The organism is Pantoea sp. X-Soil-OKNW-713 (assembly GCF_059730685.1).
On the sequence record NZ_AP035995.1, the window covers coordinates 3,857,141 to 3,879,782 of the forward strand.

19 protein-coding genes are annotated in these 22,642 nt (G+C 56.7%); 11 read left to right on the forward strand and 8 right to left on the reverse strand.

Features of this window, described 5'->3' with window-relative positions:
* Window positions 1-93: 93 nt before the first annotated feature.
* Window positions 94-813 (forward strand): purine nucleoside phosphorylase YfiH/LACC1 family protein, encoded by a 720-nt coding sequence (locus tag AC6I8R_RS17895; RefSeq protein ID WP_415175678.1) that lies wholly within the window; start codon window positions 94-96, stop codon window positions 811-813.
* Here AC6I8R_RS17895 and idnR read toward each other — a convergent pair.
* The 4 genes from idnR to idnD form a co-directional block, all read right to left on the reverse strand.
* Window positions 777-1,796 carry a DNA-binding transcriptional regulator IdnR gene (gene idnR, locus AC6I8R_RS17900; RefSeq protein ID WP_497832671.1) on the reverse strand — a complete coding sequence of 340 codons (1,020 nt, stop codon included), beginning with the start codon at window positions 1,794-1,796 and terminating at the stop codon, window positions 777-779. The two genes, AC6I8R_RS17895 and idnR, sit on opposite strands and share 37 nt — an antisense overlap.
* 28 nt (window positions 1,797-1,824) lie before the next feature.
* Entirely contained in the window at window positions 1,825-3,144 is a 1,320-nt protein-coding gene (locus tag AC6I8R_RS17905; RefSeq protein WP_021183501.1) for a gluconate:H+ symporter, read from the reverse strand.
* A gap of 70 nt (window positions 3,145-3,214) precedes the next feature.
* Window positions 3,215-3,979 (reverse strand): gluconate 5-dehydrogenase, encoded by a 765-nt coding sequence (gene idnO / locus AC6I8R_RS17910; RefSeq protein ID WP_021183502.1) that lies wholly within the window; start codon window positions 3,977-3,979, stop codon window positions 3,215-3,217.
* Window positions 3,980-3,988: 9 nt separating this feature from the next.
* Entirely contained in the window at window positions 3,989-5,020 is a 1,032-nt protein-coding gene (idnD, locus tag AC6I8R_RS17915; protein WP_021183503.1) for an L-idonate 5-dehydrogenase, read from the reverse strand.
* Window positions 5,021-5,307: 287 nt separating this feature from the next.
* On the opposite strand from idnD, the gene AC6I8R_RS17920 reads away from it, so the two are divergent.
* Window positions 5,308-7,311, forward strand: coding sequence for an NADPH-dependent 2,4-dienoyl-CoA reductase (locus tag AC6I8R_RS17920; RefSeq protein ID WP_497832672.1), 2,004 nt, complete (start codon window positions 5,308-5,310; stop codon window positions 7,309-7,311).
* On the opposite strand, the gene rlmG is transcribed toward AC6I8R_RS17920, so the two are convergent.
* On the reverse strand, window positions 7,312-8,430 hold the full coding sequence (gene rlmG, locus AC6I8R_RS17925) for a 23S rRNA (guanine(1835)-N(2))-methyltransferase RlmG (RefSeq protein ID WP_021183505.1): 1,119 nt from the start codon (window positions 8,428-8,430) through the stop codon (window positions 7,312-7,314).
* 81 nt (window positions 8,431-8,511) lie between these two features.
* On the opposite strand from rlmG, the gene AC6I8R_RS17930 reads away from it, so the two are divergent.
* The 6 genes from AC6I8R_RS17930 to AC6I8R_RS17955 all read left to right on the forward strand — a co-directional run bounded on the left by AC6I8R_RS17930 (window position 8,512) and on the right by AC6I8R_RS17955 (window position 13,964).
* Entirely contained in the window at window positions 8,512-9,012 is a 501-nt protein-coding gene (locus AC6I8R_RS17930) for a M48 family metallopeptidase (protein WP_208724236.1), read from the forward strand.
* A gap of 72 nt (window positions 9,013-9,084) precedes the next feature.
* On the forward strand, window positions 9,085-10,008 hold the full coding sequence (locus AC6I8R_RS17935) for a LysR family transcriptional regulator (protein ID WP_021183507.1): 924 nt from the start codon (window positions 9,085-9,087) through the stop codon (window positions 10,006-10,008).
* Window positions 10,009-10,139: 131 nt separating this feature from the next.
* On the forward strand, window positions 10,140-11,429 hold the full coding sequence (locus AC6I8R_RS17940) for a flavin-containing monooxygenase (protein ID WP_415175681.1): 1,290 nt from the start codon (window positions 10,140-10,142) through the stop codon (window positions 11,427-11,429).
* Between the two features lie 12 nt (window positions 11,430-11,441).
* Window positions 11,442-12,137, forward strand: coding sequence for an SDR family NAD(P)-dependent oxidoreductase (locus AC6I8R_RS17945; RefSeq protein ID WP_497832673.1), 696 nt, complete (start codon window positions 11,442-11,444; stop codon window positions 12,135-12,137).
* Window positions 12,138-12,188: 51 nt separating this feature from the next.
* Window positions 12,189-13,547 (forward strand): MFS transporter, encoded by a 1,359-nt coding sequence (locus AC6I8R_RS17950; RefSeq protein WP_021183510.1) that lies wholly within the window; start codon window positions 12,189-12,191, stop codon window positions 13,545-13,547.
* 36 nt (window positions 13,548-13,583) lie between these two features.
* On the forward strand, window positions 13,584-13,964 hold the full coding sequence (locus tag AC6I8R_RS17955; protein ID WP_021183511.1) for a Rid family hydrolase: 381 nt from the start codon (window positions 13,584-13,586) through the stop codon (window positions 13,962-13,964).
* A gap of 42 nt (window positions 13,965-14,006) precedes the next feature.
* On the opposite strand, the gene AC6I8R_RS17960 is transcribed toward AC6I8R_RS17955, so the two are convergent.
* A complete protein-coding gene (locus AC6I8R_RS17960; protein WP_415175683.1) occupies window positions 14,007-15,695 on the reverse strand; it encodes a chloride channel protein in 1,689 nt (562 codons plus the stop codon).
* A 151-nt stretch (window positions 15,696-15,846) separates the two neighbouring features.
* On the opposite strand from AC6I8R_RS17960, the gene AC6I8R_RS17965 reads away from it, so the two are divergent.
* The 3 genes from AC6I8R_RS17965 to sstT all read left to right on the forward strand — a co-directional run bounded on the left by AC6I8R_RS17965 (window position 15,847) and on the right by sstT (window position 19,632).
* Window positions 15,847-16,830 carry a Gfo/Idh/MocA family protein gene (locus tag AC6I8R_RS17965; RefSeq protein WP_415175684.1) on the forward strand — a complete coding sequence of 328 codons (984 nt, stop codon included), beginning with the start codon at window positions 15,847-15,849 and terminating at the stop codon, window positions 16,828-16,830.
* A 362-nt stretch (window positions 16,831-17,192) separates the two neighbouring features.
* Entirely contained in the window at window positions 17,193-18,164 is a 972-nt protein-coding gene (locus tag AC6I8R_RS17970; RefSeq protein ID WP_415175685.1) for a TerC family protein, read from the forward strand.
* A gap of 232 nt (window positions 18,165-18,396) precedes the next feature.
* Window positions 18,397-19,632: a serine/threonine transporter SstT gene (sstT, locus tag AC6I8R_RS17975; protein ID WP_415175686.1), complete on the forward strand. Its 1,236-nt coding sequence runs from the start codon at window positions 18,397-18,399 to the stop codon at window positions 19,630-19,632.
* A gap of 66 nt (window positions 19,633-19,698) precedes the next feature.
* On the opposite strand, the gene AC6I8R_RS17980 is transcribed toward sstT, so the two are convergent.
* Both AC6I8R_RS17980 and AC6I8R_RS17985 read right to left on the reverse strand, forming a co-directional pair.
* Window positions 19,699-21,189 (reverse strand): UxaA family hydrolase, encoded by a 1,491-nt coding sequence (locus AC6I8R_RS17980; RefSeq protein WP_021183516.1) that lies wholly within the window; start codon window positions 21,187-21,189, stop codon window positions 19,699-19,701.
* A 4-nt stretch (window positions 21,190-21,193) separates the two neighbouring features.
* Entirely contained in the window at window positions 21,194-22,642 is a 1,449-nt protein-coding gene (locus tag AC6I8R_RS17985; RefSeq protein ID WP_497832774.1) for a tagaturonate reductase, read from the reverse strand.

The window sequence follows — 22,642 nt, forward strand, 5'->3', positions numbered from 1 at the left end:
GATTGCGGTCAGTTTAGGTAAAGCGTTAAAAATGTAGCAGTTAACCAACGCGGTTGGCAGTACAAAGCGATCGGCAAGATAAAGGAGATACTTATGGCTCACCACCCACTCCAGATTCCACGTTCATCCCTGCTGGATGCGTTGAGCTGGCTGGAGTACGCCTTTCAGCCTGCGGGCGTTGCAGCTCCTGACGACGCGGCCTACGGACACCAGCGCCATAGCGCGACCGTGGTGATGGCGACCGATAACCTGCCGCCCAAAAGCTGCGAATCTGACGCGGTGATTGGCGAGGGATCGCGACCGGTGGCGGTGTACACCGCCGATTGTTTGCCGGTGCTGTTTGCCGATACCCATAGTCGCCAGGTGGCGGCGGTGCATGCTGGCCTGAAAGGCACGCTGTCCGGCGTGTTGAACAGCACCATCGATCGTCTACTCACGTTGGGCGCGCAAACGAACACGCTGCATGTCGCCATCGGCCCGGCGATTGGGCCGTGCTGCTACGAACTGGGTAGAAATTTAGTGGATGAAATGCAGGCACAACCGGGTTTGCCCTCCCTGAGCTGGTCCGAAACCCAACCGAAAAATCTGCGTGCTATCCGTCCCCAGGCACAACCACAACAGCACGGGATCTGGTTTGACTTGCCGCATCTGGCGCGGGGCTTACTGCAACAACGTGGCATCCCGGCTGCGCAGATTGAGGTGGTGGAGATGTGTACTTATTGCATGGCCGAGAGCGGGTCCAGCTACCGCTACAACACCCATTTCGCCAGCGGTTATCAGTCACGTTTTTCGTGGATCCGCTGCCGTGACTGAAGGGTTTCACCGATAAAAATCTGGTAGTTAAGATCAACGCTGTCCACCGTGAACGCCGGATCGGCGATCTTCTTCAGCAGCAACTCTGCCGCCTGGTAGCCAATCTCATAGCGTGGCGTGACCACGCTGGCGAGGCTGGGATACATTTCACGGCTGCTCTCCAGGCCGTGAAAACCACTGATGGCGATCTTATCCGGCACCGCAATCCCCTGACGCTGGCACCACGACAAAGCGCCGAGGGACAAATCGTCATTGGTGCAGAAAATCGCATCCAGTTCAGGGTGCAGCCGCAACGCCTGTTCCAGCATGGTGGCTCCCAGACGCTGGGATGACATGGCGCGAGGGTTGATGCGTGCCGCCCGTAACTTCTGCTCCTGCATGGCTTTACGAAAACCCTGAAACCGACACTCATCACGCCGATCGTCCAGCGAGCCGAGATAGACAATGCAGCGCCGCCCCTGCTCAAGCAACGTGCGCGTCATGTCGTAGCCCGCATCGAAGTTGTTGTAACCCACCTGCATATCCAGACACGGCCCCTGGGTATCCATCACCTCAACAATCGGGATGTTAGCCGCACGCAGATATTTCACGGTACGGTGCGTATGGTGCTTATCGCTCAGGATAATGCCGTCAATATTCCAGGAAAGCAGGTTACGTACCTGCTCCTCTTCGCTACGGGGATCATAGTTGTAGTTGGCGATCAGCGTTTGACAGTGACTGGCGTGAGTGGCCTGTTCGATGCCACTCAGCAGATCGGCAAAGATCTGATTTTTAAACGATGGGATTAACACCCCCAAGGTACGTCCCGGTGCATGACCCGGCATCGCTACCGGGCGTTGGGGATCGTAATTAAGCTCAGCCATTGCGCGTGCGATACGCTCGCCGGTTTGTGCTGCGACCTTATCCGGTGTGCGCAGATAACGGCTGACGGTCATCCGGGTAACGCCCGCCCGCTCGGCAATATCCTGCAACGTTGTTGTCATAGCTCACCTCCCTGTGCAGCCATATTATTTAGTGGATCAACGCGTTAAGGATTAACACGCCCGCCAGACCCAGGATCGAGATCAGCGTTTCCATCACCGTCCAGGTTTTCAACGTCTCAACCACGCTGAGGTTGAAATACCCTTTGAACAGCCAGAAGCCCGGATCGTTAACGTGCGAGGCGATCACGCTACCGGATCCGACCGCCAGTACCATCAACGCCGGATCGGCATGGGTCGCCGCAATGATTGGCGTCACGATACCCGCGGTGGTGATCGCCGCAACCGTGGCAGAACCGAGCGCGACACGCAGCATCGCGGCCACCGTCCAGCACATCAGCAGCGGAGACAGCGAGGAGCCTTTCATCATATCGGCGATGTAGTTACCCACGCCGCTATCCACCAGCACCTGCTTGAAGGCACCGCCACCGGCAATGATAAAGATGATCATGGCGATGGCAGCGATCGACTCGCCACACATATCCATCACCTGCTCCATCTTGCGCCCATTGCGCAGGCCAAGAGTGAAGACTGCAATGACCACGGCAATAAACAGCGCCACTGCCGGGTTGCCGATAAATTCAAAGAACTGCCGCAGCGGATTCTCTTTCGGCGTGGTTAATTCAAACACCGCAGCGACCGCCATCAGCACCACCGGGATCACGGCGGCGAAGATACTGATTCCGAAGCCCGGCATCTCCTCTTCCGTGAAGATTTTCGGGTTATACAGCCCTTCCGGCGGTGACTTTTCAAAGCTTTTGAGGAACTTCGAGAAGATTGGACCGGCGACAATGACCGTCGGGATGGTGATGATCATGCCGTACAGCAGCGTGGTGCCGAGGTTCGCGCCGAAAATAGTGGCGATGGCCGTTGGACCAGGATGCGGCGGCAGGAAGCAGTGCGTAACGGACAGCGCAGCCACCATCGGCACACCGACATACAACAACGGCAACCCGGCAGCGGCGACGATGGTGAACACCAGCGGCAGCAGCAGCACAAAGCCCACTTCATAGAACATCGCCAGACCAACAATCAGCCCGGTGACCACCAGCGCCCATTGCAGTCGCTCCTTCCCGAAGGCGGCAATCAACGTGGTCGCGACCCGTTGCGCGGCCCCGGTGTCCGACACCAGCCGCCCAAGCATGGCACCGAAGCCGAGGATCATCGCCAGCCCGCCCAGCGTTGAGCCGATACCTTTCTGGATCGACGCCATGACATTCAGCGGCGTCATCCCTTCGGCAATCCCCACCACAGCGGAGACAAACACCAGAGCGATAAAGCCGTTGACCTTGAAAACAATCATTAAAACCAGCAGGAGAACCACGCCCAGAACGATTATGGTTATTGGCATTTTTTATTATCCATAGAGAAACAAGAGGTGATTAAGGTTTAGGCGCACCCTGGTGAATGCGCCAGTCACATCACACCGCCACGCGCATACCGCCATCGACGAATAGCAAGTGACCATTGACGAAATCGGAGGCTTTTGAGGAGAGGAACACCGCTGCACCAATCAGCTCCTCTGGCTTACCCCAACGCGCCGCTGGGGTACGTTTGGTGAGCCAACCGGTGAAAGCCGGATCGTCAGCCAGTGCCTGGGTCATCTCGGTAACAAAGTAGCCCGGTGCAATGGCGTTGACTTGGATATTGTGACGCGCCAGCTCAACGCACATACCGCGTGTCAGCATGGTGACGGCCCCCTTGGAAGCAGCATACGGCGTGATGGTGTCGCGGCCCAGTTCGCTCTGCATCGAACCGATATTGATGATTTTGCCTTGCTGACGTCCCACCATCTTCTTCGCCACCGTTTGTGACACCAGGAATACCGCGGTCTGGTTCACGGCAATCACGTCATTCCAATCCTGCTCAGGGAATTCGAGGAACGGACGGCGACGCTGAATACCCGCGTTGTTCACCAGCACATCAATGGCGCCCCACTCGGCTTCAATCTCGTCTACCGCCTGCTGCACCTGCGCCGATTGTGTAACATCAAAGGCTTTCGACTGGGCACGCAAGCCGAGGTCACGCAGTTTCGCTGCCGCCTGCTCGGCCCCGGCTGGGGTGGTGGCGTTGACGATCACTTCTGCACCCGCTTCCGCCAGACCGCGTGCCAGCAGGAAACCAATTCCGCGCGCCGAACCGGTGATCAGTACGCGTTTACCTTCGAGGGAAAATAGCTGACTCATCGTATCTCCTTAAAATGTTAACTGGACTTTTGCCGCCCGGGTTTTGTCGCCCGCAAACTGCAACGCCGCATCAATGTCCTGCCAGCCATATGCTCCGCTGAACAACGGCAGCGGGTTGACCACGCCCTGTGCCAGCCACTCGACAGCGGTATTGAATTCATGGGTAAAGCGGAAGGAACCGACCAGGTTAATCTCTTTAGCAATCAATTGCATAATCGGGAAAGAGGGAATTGCTCCGCCCATACCCACCTGCACGAGAGTACCTTTGGCGCAGGTCACGTCGAGGCAGCGTTGCAACGAAGAAGGATGACCAGAGGCTTCGAAAGACACGTCAAAGTAGCCTTTGTCTGCCAGGTAAGGGGTGAAGTCGCCGTTGGCGGCATGAATCACGTCAGTGGCCCCCATTTGCTGGGCCATCGCCAGTGAACGTTCGCTGATGTCGCTACAGACAATCGATGCCGCACCACGCGCTTTGGCCGCTGCGGCGATCAGGCAGCCAATCGGGCCAACGCCGGAGATAAACACATGCTTACCGGTAAGATCGCCTGCCTGGTGGGTGGCATGGATGCACACCGCCAGCGGCTCGGCAAACACCATCACGCTTTCGTCTGCGTCCTGTGGGAAAGGGATGCACTGCGCGCTGTCCACCACTTTGTACTGGGTAAACCCGCCATCGACATGCGGCACATACATGGCGCTGCCGAAGAAGCGCATCGAAACGCACTGGTTTTCCTGCTCACGGCGGCAATATTTGCATTCACCACAAGGTTTGGACGGGTTAACCGCCACTTTTTGTTCCGGCTTCAGGCGTGGATCATCACTTTCCACCACAAAACCAATCACTTCATGGCCGAGGATCATCGGCATCTTGACTTCATAGCTACCGACTTTACCTTCCTGATAATAATGCAGGTCGGAGCCGCAAATACCGCCGCGCGTAATGCGTACCAGCGTGCCTTTGCCGTTCCACTCCACCTGCTGCTGCGCCACGCTGACTTGTTGTTTTCCGGTGATCACGCAGGATTGCGTTTCGATTTTCATAACTTCCCCATTCAGTGGTGTTGCAATGGGGCTCATAAAACCGGGTTACAGGGGTTAAAACTGTGATGAAGATCACTCAAAACCATGTTACGGAAAAGCTGTTACGCATAACGTGATACGGGCAAGATCATCCAGCGTCAGAGGCGAGATTGCGCATGGCACCTTGCGGTAGCGGCGCGATTTATCGCGCTTTTTTGACACTTCTCACAAGCTGGATGCATTGCACTTCCTTCCCGATAAATTGTCGCTAAAGTTAACTCATCCGACCACTTAATTTATGAGTGATTATGACTCCGCATCCTGAGTTGTTCGCCCCGCTGGATTTAGGCTTTACCCAACTCAAAAACCGCTTTCTGATGGGTTCCATGCACACCGGCCTGGAAGAACATGCCGATGGCGCATCCCGGCTCGCTGCCTTCTATGCAGAACGCGCGCGTGAAGGGGTGGCATTGATTGTTACCGGCGGTATCGCGCCCAATCCGCAAGGGGTGGTCGCCCAGGGTGGGGCCATTCTTAACCAGGAAAGCCAGTGCGGCTGGCATCGCACCATCACCGATGCGGTACATGCCGGGGGCGGCAAAATCGCCCTGCAAATCCTGCACGCCGGACGCTACAGTTATCAGCGCAATCTGGTCGCCCCTTCACCGTTGCAGGCACCGATCAATCCGTTTATGCCCCAGGCATTGAGCGACGCCGACATTCGGCAAACCATCGCCGACTTCGCCCAATGCGCCCGCCTCGCTCAGCAGGCCGGTTACGATGGCGTCGAAATCATGGGTTCAGAGGGTTATCTGATAAACCAGTTTCTGGTGGCGCACACCAACCAGCGGGACGACGACTGGGGTGGCGATGTGTCACGCCGTCAACGTTTCGCGCTGGCGGTGACGCGTGCTGTACGCGAGGCGGTCGGTAACGATTTCATTATTATCTTTCGCATCTCGATGCTGGATCTGGTGCACAACGGCAGCACGCTGCATGAAACGCTGGATCTGGCGGAAAAACTGGAGCAGTGCGGCGTCACGCTGTTTAACAGCGGCATCGGTTGGCACGAGGCGCGAATTCCAACCATCGCCACCTGCGTGCCACGCGCCGGTTTTGCCTGGGTGACCAAACACCTGCGCGGGCGCGTTTCCGTGCCGGTGATTGCCACCAACCGCATCAACCATCCGGCGGTGGCTGCCGAGCTGTTACGTGACGGCATTGCGGATATGGTGTCGATGGCGCGCCCGTTTCTCGCCGATGCCGCCTTTGTCAGCAAAGCCCAGGCGGGTGATGACGCAGCGATTAATACCTGTATCGCCTGTAATCAGGCTTGTCTTGACCAGATTTTTGTCGGCAAAGTGACCTCCTGTCTGGTCAATCCCCGCGCCTGTCATGAAACGCTGATGCCGGTGACCGCTGCCACTCAACCCAAACGGCTGGCGGTGGTGGGCGCAGGACCGGCGGGTATGGCATTTGCCTTGCAGGCGGCACAGCGCGGGCATCAGGTGACGCTTTACGAAGCCGAGGCGCAGATTGGCGGGCAGTTTAATATCGCCCGTCAGATCCCCGGCAAAGAGGAGTTCAGCGAAACGCTGCGTTATTTCCGCCACCAACTCCAGGCCGCTGGCGTGGAGATTCATACCCAGTGCCGCGTCAGCGCCGACCAACTGGAGGACGCCGATGAAGTGATCGTCGCCACCGGCATTGCGCCGCGCCAACTGACGTTACCCGGCATCGATCATCCGTGCGTACTCAGCTATCTCGACGTATTGCGGGATAAAAAACCGGTCGGCAAGCGGGTGGCCATTATTGGCGCGGGAGGCATCGGTTTTGATACCGCAGAATATCTGCTGCATCAGGCAGGTCATCACGAAGATTTCTACCAAAGCTGGGGCGTTGACCGCGCACTGGCGGCTCGTGGCGGATTGATTACCCCCCAGCCGCTGCCCGCTGATCGGCAGATCTGGTTGCTGCAACGTAAATCTGGCAAACCGGGTGCCGGGCTGGCGCGCACCACCGGCTGGATTCACCGCGCCAGTTTGCAGGCCCACGGCGTCATCATGTGGGGCGATGTGGAGTATCTGAAGATTGACGACCAGGGTCTGCACCTGCGTCATCAGGACCAAACCCAGGTGCTGGCGGTGGATAACGTGGTGATTTGTGCCGGTCAGGAACCGCTGCGGGTGCTGGCAGATCAGCTCACTGCGCGCGGCAAAAAGGTCAGGCTGATTGGCGGGGCCGATGTGGCGCAGGAGCTGGATGCCCGCCGCGCCATCGCACAAGCCACCGAGCTGGCGCTCAGCCTGTGATTAACGCAGTTTGACCGAACGCAGCACCACAAACTTGGCATTCGACGCCACCAGCGTGCAGTTGCCAAACAGCTTCTTCATTTTGTGGTGATAATCGAGGTGGCGGTTGCCAACGATGCGCAACTCGCCGCCATATTGCAGACATCGTTTGGCATCACGCAGCATCTGCCACGCCAGGTGGTCAGTCACTGCATGCTGCTGATGGAACGGCGGATTGCAGAGCACCGCGTGCAGACGATCGGACGGGAAGCCGCTCAACGCGTTATTGACGCGGAACTGGCTGCGATCCACATCCTGCGGTCGGTTCACTTCAACGTTCAGACGACTGGATGCCACCGCCATGTACGATTCGTCAAAGAACAACACCTCCGCCTGGGGATTCTGCTCAAGCGCCATCAGGCCAATCACCCCATTGCCACAGCCAAGATCGACAATCTCCCCTTCGATATCATGTGGCAGATGCTGCATAAAAAAGCGCGCGCCAATATCCAGCGAACTGCGGGAGAACACGTTGGCATGGTTGTGGATCTGATAATCGGTGCCGTCAAGCGGCCAGACAGTGGTTTGCGCCAGGGCAGGCAGCTTGGGCGCGGTGTAGCGGCTGTAAATCAGACGCGCTTTTTTCCACGCCAGCGAGGTTTTACTCTCGCCGAGAATACGTTCAAACAGTTGCAGCGTGGAGCTATGGATATCTTTGGCTTTTGCCGCCGCCAGAATCAGGGTGTCCGGGGTGACCACATCGCGCAACGCACGCAGCTGATGTTCCAGCAGCGCCAGCGTCTTAGGAATTTTGATCAATACCGCCGCCGGGGCCGACGGTAACGCCGCCAGGCTGTCGAGGAACGTCACCTGATCTTCATCCTGCTGGTTAAGATGCAGATTCTGGCGTACCGCTTGCTGACTGAGCCAGGAATCACTGACGTGCCAGACCTGGCGCGGATTTAATCCGCAGGTCAGCGCGCCAAAGCTGTCGTTAAACACCAGCACCGGGCCATCCGGCAGCGCCTGCTGCAACAGATATTCATCTGCCGCATCCCACGCCTGCAACGGGCTTTCTTCACGCATCGGTGGAAAGCGGTGCAACGTCAGGGTGCGTTCAGTCAGTTCAAGTTGGCTCATGGAATCTCCGGCGTGGTACACTTTGCGCGATTTTCGCCCTAAAAAGGGGGCGCAGTATACTGTCTTTCGCCGGGAATCCCAATGTCATTAATCTACCTCCAGGGCTACCCTGAACATATCCTCACCCAGGTCCAGACGCTGATTGACCACCAACGTCTGGGGGCTTTTCTCCAGCAGCGCTACCCGGATACCCACGATGTGGTGAGCGACAAAGCGCTGTACGACTACACGCAAAGCCTGAAAAGCCGTTATATGCGCAGCGCGCCGCCGGTGAGCAAAGTTATCTGGGACAATAAAATCAAGGTGATGAAGCACGCCCTTGGCCTGCATACCGCCATTTCCCGCGTGCAGGGCGGCAACCTGAAAGCCAAAGCGGAAATCCGCATCTCCACCTTTTTCCGCCTCGCACCGGAGCCCTTCCTGCGCATGATCGTGGTGCATGAACTGGCGCACCTGAAAGAGAAAGATCACAACAAAGCCTTCTATCAACTCTGCTGTCATATGGAGCCGGATTACCATCAACTGGAGTTCGATGCGCGGCTGTGGATGACCGACCAGGCGCTACGCGGCAACGCCGCCTGACCGGTTTGCTTTTCCTGTGGTAGCGCATATGCTCAGAGGCGTCTGATTTCCCTCACTTAATGGGTTGGCGCAATGACACTTCAGCAGCTGAACTATTTTCTTGCCGCTATCGATTTTGGCACCATCTCGAAAGCGGCTGAGGCGTTACATATCTCGCAGCCGTCGCTGTCCGACCAGATTCTGCGGCTGGAAAGCGAGATGGGCACCCATCTGTTTATTCGCACCAACCGTCGTCTGATCCTGACCGAGGCCGGACTACGTCTCGAACCCCATGCCCGCGCCACCACCCAGGCGGCACAACGCGGCTACGAAGCGGTGCAATCGGTGCGCCAGCTCAAGGATGGTCTCGCCTCGTTTGGCACCTTCAGTTCCGCTTACCAATATTTTCTGGCCGATCTGATTTGTGAGTTCCGCGCGCGCTATCCGGGGGTGCGGATGCGACTGGTCGGAACCAACTCCTCGGAGGTCGCGCGCTCGGTAATTGATGGCGAAATTGAAGCGGGTCTGGTGATGCTGCCGGTGAACAACAAAAACCTGGTGATCAGTGAACCGGTGTGGTCCACGCAGATTGGCTATATCTCAGCCAGCGACGCGCGGCTGGAAGGCAGTAAGGATATGCAGGCGCTGCTCAACGCCCCATTAATTCTAAGCGAAGCCACCTGGCATAACAGCGATCCGATTCGCCGTCTGCTCAACCAACGGGCGCAGGAGATTGGCGCACGGCTGGAGCCGATTATTGAAGTGGAGCACCAGGCTACCGCGCTGGAACTGGCGGCGCGGGGATTGGGAGATCTTATCGCTACGCGTCCGATCCTCCACCACCTGGGTTATAGCGACAAACTCAAGTGGGTACCGATCGAGCCTCCGGCTTTTGAGGTGTTTGCCTTTATCCACCGCGCCGATACCGCGATCTCATCCGCCACCCGCGAAATGATGCAGCTGATGCGACGTTATTTGCAGGAGGTACAGATGGCGTACAGCCATATCGAATGCTGATGGAAAACGGTGGGTATAGGGCAAACCTATATGAACCAAAATCATAACCCTATTCATCCCGTGCAAATAGCCGCTTAAAACTATGTCAATCACGTTACCCCAATGTTGCAATAACTTTGCAGGAGAGACGTATGACATCACAGGCGCGCTATTGTGTGATTGGTGCAGGAGCTGCTGGTCTGGCGGCGCTGCGCACCTTGCAAGAGCTGGGTATCGACGCTGATTGCTTTGAGAAAAGTAGCCAGGTCGGTGGCCACTGGCATCATGACTACGATGCCCTGCATCTGATTACCCCGAAAAAAAGCTCCGGTTTTGATGGCTTCCCAATGCCCGAGTCGTGGCCGGTCTACCCCAGCCGCGATCAGGTGCGGCACTACATCGACAGCTACGCCGACCACTTCGGCCTCAGAGCACAAATCCATTTCAATAGCACGGTTGAACGCATTGTTCCGCTGGGTAAGGCAGGCAGCGAAGGCTGGCAGGTGACGGTAAATGGTCAGACACGTCATTACCAGGGCGTGCTGGTCGCCAATGGACACCTGTGGGACTGCGCGTTCCCGGCAGAAGCGAGCCACTTCAGCGGTATCTCGCTGCATTCCGGCCAGTATCGCAACACCGATCAGCTGCAAGGCAAGGTGCTGGTGGTGGGTTGCGGAAACTCAGGCTGCGACCTGGCGGTTGACGCCGCTCAGCATCGTCTGGCTACCGATATCGTGATTCGCCGGGGTCAGGTGTTCCAGCCCAAGGCGCTGCTTGGTGTGCCGCGCGCTGAAATCCCTTTCCTTAATCAGTTACCGCCGGAAATGCAGAATGCGGTCACCCAGGTGCTGACCATGATCTCTGTGGGCCGCTGGGAAAACTATCCCGGCATGCCGCAACCAGAAAGCTGGGACCTCGAACAACAGCCGCCGGTGGTCAACACCCTGCTGATGTACTGGATCCAGCATGGCCGTATCGGCGTGCGTCCGGCCATCGACCATATCGACGGCAAAACGGTGCATTTCAGTGATGGCAGCGCCACAGAATACGACAGCATTCTTTGGGCCACCGGTTTTCACACCCGTTTACCGTTCCTCGATGCGACCCTGCTCGACTGGCAGGATGGCGTACCGTTACGCACCGCCGCCATGACCCTGCCGACCACGCTGGAGAACCTCTATTTTGTCGGGCTTTCTGCCCCACGCGGCCCGCAATGGCCGACCTACTGCCAGCAAACGCGGCTTATCGCGCGCATGATTCAGCTGCGTGAACAGGGCATCCCCAACATCGCCAGCCTGCTGGCGGCCCAGCAGCCGCATGAGGCACGTATCGATATCGTGCGCCGTCTGTGGCAAGCCAACCTTGATGAAACCTGGCGCACGCTGGATCTGCTGGAAACCATGCATAGCAGCCTGTTGCACAACGCTTCCTTAACCGCCTGACGGGAGAAAACCATGAACAAACAACCTGTTGCCCTGGTCACCGGTGCCGCCTCCGGAATGGGCAAAGCCGTGATGGAGAAGTTTCAGCGCGAAGGCTGGGCGGTGATCGCCATCGATCGCAGCGAAATACCGCCACAACCCGGCATCACGCCGGTGGTGGCTGATATCACCAGCTACAGCGCGTTACGCGACGCGGTGGCCGCTGCGCTCCAGGGCCGTCGCGTTAGCGCGCTGATCAACGCTGCGGGGATTTTTCCGGTTTCCACGCTGGAGAGCAGCAACGATGCGCTCTATCGCCAGATTTTCGACGTCAACGTGCTGGGTAGCGTAAATACCGCCAAAGTCGCCAGCGAATTTATCAGCGAACAGGGTGGCGCGTTGCTGATGTTTGCCTCAGTCGATGCCTTTGCCGTCTCGCCGGGTCAGCTGTTGTACAGCGCCTCGAAAGCTGCGGTGGTGTCGCTGGTGAAATCGCTGGCGATTGAGTTGGTTGGCAAAAAAATCGTGGTGAACGCCATCGCCCCCGGCTGGGTCGAGACCGAAGGCACGCTAAAAAGCGGGCGTATTCATGAAGGTGTTAAAGCCGTGCCGATGCAGCGCGCGGCCAGTGTCGGAGAGATCGCCGACTGGGTGTGGGCCTTCAGTTCACAACCGGGCTATATCACCGGCGAAACCCTGGTTATCTCCGGGGGCAGTTATATGCGTTAAGCATTTTTTTCACAGGCGTCGTACTCCACTTCAAACAGACAGGGTAAGACAATGAAACAACAAACAATAAATCCAGCACTTCAGGGAGCAGTTCGCTATGTAAAGGAGCGCCCGACATCGCGTCACATGGCGCGCGACGGAAATTTAACTCGCGCAGTCACCGGCGTCACGCTGGGGAATATGGTGGAATGGTTCGATTTCGCTATCTACTCCTCGATGGCGATGACGATGGCAAAAGTTTTCTTCCCCACCAGCAACAGCTACAACGAATTGATCGCCATTTATGCGGCATTTGCCGCCGGATTTGTTATCCGGCCGTTAGGAGGCTTTCTGTTTGGCCCGATTGGCGATAAATATGGCCGCCGTACCGCGCTGGTTGCCAGCATCAGCCTGATGTCGATTGCCACCCTCTGCATCGCGCTGATCCCCGGTTATCACAGCATAGGCATCGCCGCCCCGATTCTGCTGGTGTTGATGCGCATGTTGCAGGGGCTCTCCACCGGCGGTGAATATGGCGGCTCCTGCATTTTTATCGCCGAACACAGCCCGGATAAACGCCGCACCTTTTTCACCAGTTGGCTGGAGTTTGGCAACATTTCCGGCTTCCTGGTGGGCGGGGTTATCGTCAATGTGATCAGCAATACATTGGGCGATGACACCATGATTGCCTGGGGCTGGCGGGTGCCGTTCGTGATTGCCGGATTGCTGGGCATTGTCGCGCTGTTTATCCGTTTGCGCGTCGATGAAACCCCGGTATTTCGTGAAATGCAGGCCGGTAAAGCCCGCGCCGAAGCGCAGTCCCCAGCGCGCTGGACATTATTCCTTAAAGAGTGGCCGCAGTTGCTACGTTGCGCCGGTCTGGTCGCCACCTTCAATATCAACTACTACATCGTGCTGGGTTATATCCCGAGCTACCTGGTGAGCTTTATGGGGAAATCCGCCGAATTCAGCGCCCGGCTGTCGCTGATTGCGACCCTCGCGCTGCTGCTGTTTATCCCGCTGTTCGGCATGCTGGGTGACCGGGTTGGCAGAAAGCGCATGCTCCTGACCGGCTGTGTGCTGATCATCCTTTCTGCGATCCCCGTATTCTGGGCGATTCAAAGTCATGGCCTGGCGGCGATCGTCATCGGTATGGCGGTGTTAATTCTCGGCATGTTGTTCTTCGAGGGCACCATCCCTGCCACCCTGACTTCGCTATTCGGCACCACCGTACGCTACAGCTGCTTCGCCATTAGCTACAACCTGTCGGTTTCACTGCTCGGCGGCACCGCGCCACTGGTGAATACCTGGCTGATCGAAAAAACCGGTATCACGCTAATCCCGGCGTTTTACCTGATGGGCGGCGCAGTGCTGGGTCTGCTGGCGCTGTGGAAAATGCAGGACCGTACCGGCAAGCCCTTGCCGTCCTGACCTCTCTTTATCACCTGTGTATCTATGGAGCATAAAATGAGCCTGACCACGAAAGTTAAAATCTCTTCCGGCGGTGCCTATGAGTCTGTTTTTGGTTACTCACGGGCGGTCAAAGCCGACAATCAGCTGCATATCTCAGGCACCTGCGCCACGCCTGACTTTGAAAAGGCCGATGCTTACGAGCAGACAAAATCGATCATGAACACCATCGCCAGCGTGATTCAGCAGGCGGATATGGAAATGGAGGATGTGGTCCGTACCGTGGTGTATGTCCGTGACATCAACGATGCGGAAAAGGTGGCAAAGGCGCATCTTGAAACCTTTGGCACCATCCGTCCGGCCAGCACCATCGTGCAGGTGGATTCGATGCTGCGAACCTGGCAGCGGGTAGAAATTGAAACCTACGCCATTCGTTAAGCCGCCAGCAGCGCCCTGCATCGGGCGCTGCTCCTGGCAGGATTACAAAAATTCCTGCGCCTTCTGAATCAGACTGGTTTTGGTCAACGCGCCAAGGAAACGGCGCTCCTGCGGGTTATTCAGCACTGGCAGACGTTCCAGCGTGACACGGGCAAACGCCTCCCACCCTTCGCGCATGCTTTGGTTCTGATAAATACACGGGAAATTACTGTCCATCACCGTACTGACCGGTGAATGCAGGGTGATCTCCTCCGCCAGCACTTTGCGCGCAATATCGTGAATCGACACGACGCCGAGAAACTGGCCGCTGGCATTGATGACATAGACATAACGCTCACGCTTCAGCGAGCTGACCGCCAGCGCCTGCCCCACCGATTCCTCTGGCTGCAAGGCGGCACCGGGAATGATCAGTTGGTCGACACGCATATTATCGAAATCGTATTTGGCTTCGGAACGACTCAGATGCCCACTCACCACCGGATAGGTACTGGCGGATTGCAGGCGGTACACCAGCATCGAGGCCAGCACCGACGCAATCATCAACGGGAACAGCAGGCTGCTGTTAAGCGTCATCTCCAGCACCATCAGCATCGCCATTAACGGTGCCTGGCTGACGGCCGCCAGCACCGCCGCCATACCGACCGCCGCGTATAACAACGTATCGCCGACCGGCAGATGCAACACCGCCCCTAAACTTGCCAGCAACGCCCCCAGCAGCGCGCCAATCAGTAACGAAGGGGTGAACAATCCGCCGACCGCATTGGAGCCAACCGAAAGCGTGGTCGCCAGGGTTTTTAATACCAACAACGCCAGCAAGCCACCCAGCAGATAATGACCATCGATGATTTTGACGATCACTTCATAGCCGTTACCCAGAATATCGGTGGAGATTAGCGCCAGAAAGCCCACCGCCAACCCGCCAGCGCCCAGCCGTAGCGGCAGGGAACGTACCCGACTGAACATCGTCTTGCTGCGCGCAATCAATTTAATCAGCAACCAGCCAGCCAGCCCGGATGCCAGCCCAATCACCACCGTCAGCAGCAGGCTGGTGATATCCATCTGGAAAGTCACATTGGAAAGCGGATAAAGCGCGCTGCGGAATCCCAGCGACCACATGGTCATCACCGCAACCGCCGAGGCGATCACCAGCGGGATCAGACGTTGCAACGCGGAGATGCCAAAAGCAATCTCCGCAACAAAAATGGCCGAGGCAAGCGGTGCGTGGTACACCGACGAAAGTCCGGCTGCGGCGGCCATCGCCACAATATCGCTGTTACGCAGGCCAAGTGATTTTGGCAACCAGCGCCCGATCAGGCTGCCGCACAACGCCGAGAGCTGCACCATCGGCCCTTCTTTACCGATTGAGGCACCGCTGCCGATACTGGCGATCGATGACAGGGCGCGAAATAGCGATGTTTTAGTCGGCACCGCATCCAGCCGGGCGTTGATCACCTCCAGATAATCGGTTTTCACCGTTTCCTGCTGCTCGATGGTCACGGCATAACGTAAAAACCACCCGGCCAACAGGCCGCCCGCGCCAACCAACAGCGGCCAGAAAATCCACGGCCAGGCGTGCATCGCCACCGTGATTTCGTTATCGCTGTTAAATAACAAACGGTTAATCAGATCGATCACCCCGCGAAAAGCCAGCGTGACCAGCGAGGCCGCACACCCCACGGGGATAGCAATCAGCAATGTGGTCCAGTTCAGGGCATTTTTACTTCCGCTCACCCGCGCGTCCTCTTCTTTCCGGGTTAAAAATCGTAGCTGCATCATCATATTGGAATGCGGATCTCAGGATCAAATTTCGCCTGCGTTTGCTAATTACGCCACCGGGTCAGCGTGTTACTCTGCCGTTTTACCCTTGCCGGAGAAACCGTACGTGATTCGCTTCGCTATTGTGGGAACCAACTGGATCACCCGCCAGTTTATCGACGCCGCACATGAAAGCGGCAAAATGAAACTGAGCGCCATCTATTCGCGCAGCCAGCAGCAGGCTGAAGCGTTCGCCGCAGATTATCCTTGCCCGCTAACCTTCACCTCGCTGGAACAGATGGCCGCCAGCGATGCCATTGATGCGGTGTACCTCGCCAGTCCCAATGCATTGCACTGCGAGCAGGCGCTGCTGTTTATGTCGCACGGCAAGCATGTGATCTGCGAAAAGCCACTGTCCTCCAACCTGCGTGAAGCAGAAGCGATGATCGCCTGCGCGCGTGACAACAAGGTGGTGCTGTTCGAAGCCTTTAAAACTGCCAGCCTGCCCACTTTTTTGCAGTTACAAAAAGCGTTACCGCAGGTCGGCAAGCTGCGCAAAGCGATGCTTAATTATTGTCAGTATTCATCACGTTATCAGCGTTATCTTGATGGTGAAAACCCCAATACCTTTAATCCGCGCTGGTCCAATGGTTCGATCATGGATATTGGTTACTACTGCCTCGCAGCGGCGGTGACGTTATGGGGTGAACCACAACGGGTCACTGCACAAGCGTCACTGCTGGCAAGCGGCGTGGATGCGCACGGCGTGGTGGTGTTGGGCTACGGCGATTTTGATGTGACGATTTTGCATTCGAAAGTCAGCGATTCACTGATTCCGAGTGAGATTCAGGGCGAAGCAGGTTCACTGGTGATCGAGAAAATTTCCGAGTGCCAGCAACTGCGTTTTACCCCGCGTGGCGGCGAGAGCCAGAACCTGACCCAACCACAGCATATCAACTCGATGCTGTATGAGGCCGAAACCTTTGCGCAACTGGTAAGCCAGGGCCTGGTGGAACACCCGGGGTTGCAGGCGTCGCGGATCACCGCAGCGCTGCTGACGGAAATCCGCCGTCAGACTGGCGTGGTTTTCCCGGCAGATCAGGCTAATTGATGATACGCCCCCGTAGCGGCGCGATTCATCGCGCGGTTTTTCCTGGAGCGCACACAAAATTGCGCGATAAATCGCGCCGCTACGAAATGGCGCTTGTTGTGTAAATATGTCTAAATATTTCCGACATCTTATTGCTTATTCACTTTGCAGCACGTAATTTACGCAACAGCAAAGGGGAGTAACTTGTAAGCTGATTGATCGTCATTACGATGCGCTATTTGCCCATCCGGTCATCAGGCAACGCGGAATCTATTCTGAGTTGTAAGTGAGACCTTGCCGGAAGGCGAGGTTTGCTTATACCTAATAAAGCGGCTGACGTCTTCTGACATCAGCCTTTTTTATTTTCAGGACAGGATACGCTTATGCAATCTGTAGGTACGCCACTACTCTGGGGCAGCTTTGCTGTCGTAGTGCTTATCATGCTGGCGATCGATCTCTTTCTTCAGGGACGTCGCGGCGCACAAACAATGTCATTCAAACAAGCGGCTGTCTGGTCGCTGGTTTGGGTTTCCATCTCATTGCTGTTCAGCGCCGCCTTCTGGTGGTACCTCAACGGCACCGCCGGGCGCGAGGTTGCCACCGCCCAAACCCTCGCTTTCCTCACCGGTTATATTCTGGAAAAAGCGCTGGCAGTCGATAACGTCTTTGTCTGGTTGATGTTGTTCAGCTACTTCGCTATTCCGGCGCAACTGCAACGTCGTGTGTTGATTTATGGCGTATTGGGCGCGATCGTGCTGCGTACCATCATGATTTTCGGTGGTAGCTGGCTGGTTACGCAGTTCAGCTGGATTCTGTATATCTTCGGTGCCTTCCTGCTGTTCACTGGCCTGAAAATGGCGCTGGCGAAAGAAGAAGATGACAACGCCGTCGGCGACAAACCGCTGGTGCGCTGGCTGCGCAAGCACCTGCGCATGACCGATAGTCTGGAAGGTGAGAAATTCTTCACGCGTAAAAACGGCGTGCTGTTCGCTACTCCGTTGTTGTTGGTGTTGATTATGGTGGAGCTGAGCGACGTGATCTTTGCCGTCGACAGTATCCCGGCAATCTTTGCCGTCACCACCGATCCGTTTATCGTGCTGACGTCTAACCTGTTCGCCATCCTCGGTCTGCGTGCCATGTACTTCCTGCTGGCAAACGTGGCCGAGCGTTTCTCAATGCTCAAATACGGTCTGGCGATTGTGCTGGTGTTTATCGGTATCAAGATGCTGATCGTCGAGTTCTGGCATATCCCGGTGGGGGTTTCGCTGACGGTAGTTGGGGTGATTTTGGGGGGAACACTGCTGATTAATGCCTGGGTTAACCGCAGAAACGACCAGAAGAAGATATCATCATAATCTGCTACAGGGGCGTTAATCGCCCCTGCTTTATTTTGCCACTATAAACAGTCACATTTTATACTGCTGTCACAGATAACATCATTAGCAGATCGAAAATCCAATCATTCCCACAAAGACAGAATTTTCTCTTTCTTCAACGCATGTTTTCCTTATACTCCGCCCGTTAAACTAGGGCTGCGTGGTGGCTCCGCGCAGCAAACTTATTACCGCCATATAAAAAGATCGTGATATGCAAACAAACATCATTGGACGTCTGGGCGCGCTGTTTGCGGGCAGCCTGGTAAAACAAATTATGCTGGGTCTGATTGCCGGTGTGGCGCTGGCCTGGTTCTCGCGTGATGCCGCGCTGGCGGTCGGCCTGTTGGGTGAACTGTTCGTTCGCGCGCTAAAAGCCGTGGCACCGCTGTTGGTCCTGGTGCTGGTGATCTCCTCGATTGCTAACCATCAGCAAGGACAGAAAACCAATATCCGCCCGATTATCATGCTGTATCTGCTCAGCACCTTCTTTGCGGCAGTGGTGGCGGTGATTTTCAGCCATCTGTTCCCGCAAATGTTGTCGATGAATGTCGGTAAAACTGAAATCACTCCGCCGTCCGGGATCGCCGAGGTGCTGCATGGCCTGCTGATGAGTATGGTGGCGAACCCGATTGATGCCCTGATGAACGCCAATTACATCGGTATTCTGGTATGGGCACTGGGGCTTGGCCTGGCATTCCGTCACGCCAGCCCGAGCAGCAAAGCTTTCCTCAATGATGCCTCAAACGCCGCGACCTGGGTGGTACGTTGCGTGATCCGCTGTGCGCCGCTGGGTATTTTCGGCCTGGTGGCATCGATTCTTGCCTCCACCGGTTTTGATGCGCTGTGGGAATATGCCAGCCTGTTGTCGCTGCTGCTGGGTTGTATGTTGCTGATGGCGTTGGTGGTCAACCCACTGCTGGTGTTCAACAAAATCCGCCGCAATCCGTACCCGTTGGTGTTCACCTGCATCCGCGAAAGCGGCGTGACCGCCTTCTTTACCCGCAGTTCCGCGGCCAATATTCCGGTGAATATGGCGCTGGCGAAACGCCTGGGCCTTGATGAAGACACCTATTCAGTCTCGATTCCGCTGGGTGCCACCATCAGCATGGCGGGTGCGTCAATCACCATTACCGTGCTGACGCTAGCGGCAGTGCATACGCTGGGGATTTCTGTTGATGTGCCGACGGCGATTCTGCTCAGCCTGGTGGCCTCGCTGTGCGCCTGTGGCGCTTCCGGGGTGGCGGGGGGTTCCCTGCTGCTGATCCCGGTTGCCTGTAATATGTTTGGCATACCTAATGATCTGGCGATGCAGGTGGTTGCGGTGGGCTTTATTATTGGCGTGTTGCAGGATTCAGCCGAAACCGCGCTGAACTCGTCAACCGATATTCTGTTTACCGCGGCGGTATGTCAGGCCGAAGCAGAACGCGAGACGCGCACCGCAGTATAATTATTTCCCGTAGCGGCGCGATTTATCGTGCAATTTCGTGCGCGATAAATCGCGCCGCTACGCGGTTTACAGCGTCACTCCGCTTTTAAAAATCGCCAGTTCACGGAAGTCATTGGCTTCATTGCGCGCAGGCTTACCGTTGGCAATGGCGACGATCATCTCGACAAAATCGGCCAGCATCGCATCCATACTCATGCCCTCAATCAGTCGTCCGGCGTTGAAATCAATCCAGTGCGGCTTTTTCTCCGCCAATTGCGTATTGGTGGCAATTTTCACCGTCGGTACAAAGCCGCCATAAGGCGTGCCACGTCCGGTGGTAAACAACACCATATGGCAGCCCGCGCCCGCTAAGGCACTGGTGGCAACGGCATCATTGCCTGGCGCGCTGAGCAGATTAAGACCTGGCGTTTTCAGGCGCTCACCGTATTTCAGCACATCCACCACCTGGCTCTGCCCGGCTTTTTGCGTACAACCCAGCGACTTCTCCTCCAGCGTGGTGATGCCCCCGGCTTTATTGCCCGGTGAGGGATTTTCATAAATCGGCTGTTGATGGTCGATAAAGTAGCGTTTGAAGTCGTTAATCATCGCCACCGTTTTGTCAAAGGTGGCTTCATCACGGCAGCGGCTCATCAGAATGCGCTCCGCCCCGAACATCTCCGGCACTTCGGTCAGCACCGTGGTGCCGCCATTGGCGATCATCTGATCGGAGAAACGCCCCAGCATCGGGTTCGCCGTGATGCCGGAAAAACCGTCCGAACCGCCACACTCCAGACCAAACTTCAGCTCGCTGAGTTTGCCCGGCTGGCGCTGATCGTGACGCATCACGTTGTATAACGCGTGCAGCCGCTCGAGTCCGGCCTCCACTTCATCGTCCTGCTGCTGACACACCATAAATTGCACGCGATCGCTTTCATACGCGCCGAGGGTGTCGCGGAACACATCCACCTGATTGTTCTCACAGCCCAGACCAATCACCAGCACCGCGCCAGCATTCGGATGACGCACCATATTCTGCAACATGGTGCGGGTGTTTTCATGGTCCTGGCCCAACTGCGAGCAACCAAACGGATGGCTGAACAGATGCACGCCATCGATCCCTGCCGCATCGTCCGTCTCTTTGAGAAAACGTTGCAGAATTTGGCGCGCAATGCCGTTAACGCAACCCACGGTTGGCAGGATCCACAATTCATTGCGAATCCCCACTTCGCCGCTGGCGCGACGGTAAATCTGTACTTCGCGATCCCCGGCCTGCGGCGGCAGTGCAAGAAAATCGGGCTGATAATCATATTCGTCGAGATCGCTCAGGTTGGTGCGCGCGTTCTGCGAATGGATGATTTCACCCGCGTCAATCGGCTGCGTAGCGTGCGCAATCGGCAATCCGTATTTGATCACCAGCGCATCGGTCGCCAGCGGTTGCAGCGCAAATTTATGACCGCGACCCACGGCCTGACGCAGCTCAACACGGACGTGATCGATTTCAACGAGGGTATTGGCTTCCAAATCGCGCAACGCCACAGCGACGTTATCGCGTGAATGTATTCTTATCGCATCTTGCATAGCGTTATCTCAGTTGTGTCAGCGCCGTTCGCATCCCGTGAACGATGATGTTTTGCAGGTGTTGGCTTACCGCAGCCACCAGCCCTGGCTGCCGGGTTAAATCTTCGCCCCAGTGGTTGGCATCGCTCAGAACCGTGCTGACCAGTTGTTCCACGGGCAGCTGTTGCGATTGCACCGCAGGCCAGAGTTCGGCATAGCGTTGCAGCCAGTGGGCATCGTCCTGCAACGGCCAACTTTTATCGCCCTGCTGACCGCGATAAAACGCCAGCAACGCGGCAAAGGCGAAGGTCAGGCGCGGCGGCCAGCTACCCAGTTGTTGCTGCGCCAGCAATAGCTGCGGCAGCAGGCGGGTACGGAATTTGGTCATGCCGTTCAGCGCGATAGAAAGCAGTGCATGGCGAATAAATGGGTTACGGAAACGGCGCTGTACCGCAGCAGCAAAGGCATGCAGCTCAGCAGGCGGCAAGTCGAGAGTAGGGATCACTTCATCGCGCAGTAACGCCTCAACAAAGCCCGCGATCTGCGCATCGTCCATCGCTTCTCCGACGCTCTCCAGACCGGACTGGAACGCCACCGGCACCATCGCAGTGTGCGCGCCGTTGAGGATCGCCACTTTTTGCGCCTTGTAAGGAGTGATGTCTTCCACCAGCTTCACTTCAGGTGCCAGCACGGCCAACTTCAGCTCTTGTGCCAGTGCCGCCGGTCCCTGAATCACAAACTGGTAATACACCTCACCCGCCACCAGGAAACGATCTTCGTAACCCAGTTGGGTAGCGATAGCTTCACTGTCGGCCGGGAAGCCGGTGACGATACGATCAACCAGCGTGTTGTAGAACGCGCAATGCTGCTGTACCCAGTGGGCAAATGCCTGCGGTAACTGCCAGTGGTCGGCATAGCGCAGTACCAGCGCGCGGAGCGTATCGCCGTTGTAGTCGATCAATTCGCAGGGAACGATTAACCAGCCCTTAGCAGCGTCCCCGGCAAAATGCTGATAACGCGCCCACAGCAGCTGGGTCAGCTTGCCGGGAAAGGAGGAGGCTGGCGCATCGGTCAGTTGATCCTGTTCGGCAAACGCAATGCCTGCTTCCGTGGTATTGGAGAACACAAAACGCATCTCTGGCGCGCGTGCCAGGGCCAGAAAATCGTCGAATTGTTGATAGGGTTGAATTTCCCGGTTGAGGCTGCGAATCAGGCGGGTTTCGCTCACCTGCTCACCCGCCGCATTCAGCCCGCGAATCAGCGTGGTGTACAACCCATCCTGCTGATTCAGCGAGTCTTTCACTTCTCGGTTACGCGGCCGCACCACCACCACACCGGCATCGGTACCCTGATGCTCATTGAGCCAGTCGAGTTGCCAGTCAATAAAGGCGCGCAGAAAATTCCCTTCGCCAAACTGGATTACGCGGTCGGTATAGCGCGGGCCGGGAAAGTCGTGACGGTTTAGCCGCTGCAT